Here is a 2,545-nt window from a genome sequence, read left to right on the forward strand (position 1 = left end):
GCAATAGGGTAAAAAGGAGGATTAGTTACAACAACATCAAAGGAGGCTCTTTTAAAAATTTCCTCAATCTCCCTAACGTCCCCTTTTACGACCTCAACGAGATTTTCAACCCCGTTTATTTCAACATTCTTTCTTAAAAGCTCAAGCATAATCTCGTCTATCTCAAGGGCTACAACCTTAACGCCGAACTTTTTAGCAAGGACTATAGAGAGGAAACCGAACCCCGCACCGAGGTCCGCAACACGGGAATTTCTTTTTATACCCCTTACCTTTGATAAAAACACAAGGAGGTCAATGGAAATTTTATGACCGGAAGGCTGGTAAAACTTAAGCCTTCCCCCGAAAAAGGGAACAGGCTTATCCGTACTTTTCAATTATTTCCAGAAGGGTTCTTGCCTTTTCTGCTGCCTTTTCCCATTCTTTTAACTCTTCCATAGTTTGAGCGGTTGCCTGTTGTTTTACCGCCTTTTCAAACTCTTCCCTTACCTTTGATTCGGGGGGTAATTCTCCGAGCTTGTAACCCTCTTCCGTTAGGATTAAAACCTTCTTCGGCGTCACATCAAGTATACCGTAAGTAACAACTATTCCGTTCTTGTCGTCTCCGTTGAAGTAGACAAGTCCGGGCTTTAGGAGAGTCATAAGATACATATGGTTTTCAAGAATTCCCACTTCTCCTTCAACCGTGGGAACGTTTATACTTTCAACCTCTCCGGTGTAAAGGAGTCCTTGAGGGGAAACGACTTCAACCTGTATCATGTCTCTGTATTATCCAACAATTTTCTTATTTATGCAAGGGTGGAGCCCAGGACCGGACTCGAACCGGCGCCCTCACCCTTACCAAGGGTGCGCTCTACCGACTGAGCTACCTGGGCTACTTATGGTAATTTATCATTCGGAGCAAAAAAATTCAAGGTGCGAGACCGAAAACGGGGATTTTGTAATTCTTTGATTTCCTTATGAACTCCTCTTTTTCCGTTATAAAAACCTTACCCGCTTCCAAAAATAAGGCCGAAGAGCCTACTTCCCTCATAACCTCAAGGGTTTTGGGCCCGACCGTGGGAACGTCTACTCTAAAGTCCTGGTTTTTTCTGGCAACCTTTATAACAACGGTTCCCTTTCCCGCGAGCTTCCCTCCTCTCCTTATTGTTTCCTGTGTTCCCTCCATAGCTTCAACCGCAACAACCGCTTTATCCTTCACAACAATCGTCTGACCTATATCCATTGACGCAAGCTCCTTTGCTATACTAAAGCCCCACACACCATCTTCAAGGAGGTTGTCATTAGGAACCAGTCCGTTTATACTTCCCTCGTTCGCGAGTATGTGGGAAAGGTAGGGTCTCGGATCTATAAACTCAAATCCTTCTTCTTCAAGAAAGTTTATAAATACCCTTATCAGTGTTTCCGGTTTTTTGTCTTTTGCTTTCCTGAGAAGGTTAAAAGCTGTTAGGTCAATTTTCAGAATATCCGTGTATATAAGTTTATGTTCAAACTTACCGAGCACAACCACAGCTTCTACATTTTCTCTTGTAAGAATTTTCAAAAGCTTTCCTACTTTTCCTAAGGGGAGTGTATAGTCCGTTTTAAAGTCCGTTATCCTTTCAATGCCTATTGTTATAACCTCTTCCCCTTTTTCCAGTGCAGCCCTTTTAAACTCAAGGGGTAAACTTCCCGAACCCGCTATAAGCCCAATCCTTTTCATGCTTTCGTATTAAAGAGTTTAAAATATCTATCTGGTGTTTAGCGAAGTTGAAGTATTTATCAGCGGAAGCGAACATCTCATTTTTACATTAGTTTTATCAGAAGGAAGTATAGTAGACTTTCTCGTTGAGAAAAGAGGTTCAAGGAGACTTGTAGGCTCCGTCTTCAAAGGTGTAGTGAAGAGAGAGTGTAAAAGTCTTGAAGGGTATTTCCTGGATATAGGTCTTCATAAAGAGGCTTTTCTTCAGGAAAAAAACACCTGCGGCAAAAAACTAAAGGTCGGAGACAGCGTTATAGTCCAACTAAAAAGAGAGGAAACGGAGCTAAAGGGAGCAAAGGTGACCTGTAAGGTAAACCTTCCCGGCAGGTATATTGTTTACTTTCCCGCCGTAAAGAAGCTTAAGATTTCATCTAAGATAAAGAAATACCCCTATTCAAAGGATATTGCGGAGTTGATAAAGGAACACCTAAAGGATAACGAAGGTGTAATAATAAGGGCTTCCGCTTTGAAAGCGAGTAAGGAGGATATTCTCAAAGAACTTGAGGAGCTGAGGGGGCTCTGGAGCGATATCCTTAAGAAAAGCAGCAAAGTTAGTAAAGGTTTACTTTACGAGGAAATTCCCGGATTTGCAAAGGTTATAAGGGATTACTGGGGATATATAAAAGAGGTCTGCGTTGATAATGCAAGCATATGGAAGGATATAAGCGGTATATTCGGAGAAGAAATCAGGGAAAAACTCAGGTTCAGTAAAAATTTTGAGAAACTTTTAAAGAATTTTTCCTTTTACGAGTTAATCTCAAAACTATTTTCAAAGCATGTGTGGCTGAAAAACGGCGGTTTTATAGT

General features: G+C 41.5%; 4 protein-coding genes and 1 tRNA gene. 1 reads left to right on the forward strand and 4 read right to left on the reverse strand.

What is annotated here, in order from left to right; translation table 11 throughout:
- From ACWB1W_RS04880 to ACWB1W_RS04895, 4 genes are all read right to left on the reverse strand, one after another.
- A partial coding sequence (locus ACWB1W_RS04880) for a methyltransferase (protein ID WP_479370267.1) occupies positions 1 to 374 on the reverse strand: 374 nt, incomplete at its 3' end.
- On the reverse strand, positions 358 to 756 hold the full coding sequence (gene atpC, locus ACWB1W_RS04885; protein WP_479370268.1) for an ATP synthase F1 subunit epsilon: 399 nt from the start codon (positions 754 to 756) through the stop codon (positions 358 to 360). The genes ACWB1W_RS04880 and atpC, both read right to left, overlap by 17 nt.
- Before the next feature lie 40 nt (positions 757 to 796).
- A tRNA-Thr gene (locus tag ACWB1W_RS04890) sits at positions 797 to 872 on the reverse strand.
- A 35-nt stretch (positions 873 to 907) separates the two neighbouring features.
- A complete protein-coding gene (locus ACWB1W_RS04895; RefSeq protein ID WP_479370269.1) occupies positions 908 to 1,699 on the reverse strand; it encodes an LpxI family protein in 792 nt (263 codons plus the stop codon).
- A gap of 34 nt (positions 1,700 to 1,733) precedes the next feature.
- On the opposite strand from ACWB1W_RS04895, the gene ACWB1W_RS04900 reads away from it, so the two are divergent.
- Positions 1,734 to 2,545 (forward strand): ribonuclease E/G (locus ACWB1W_RS04900; RefSeq protein WP_479370270.1); only part of this gene is annotated, 812 nt, incomplete at its 3' end.

The organism is Aquifex sp. (assembly GCF_056494385.1).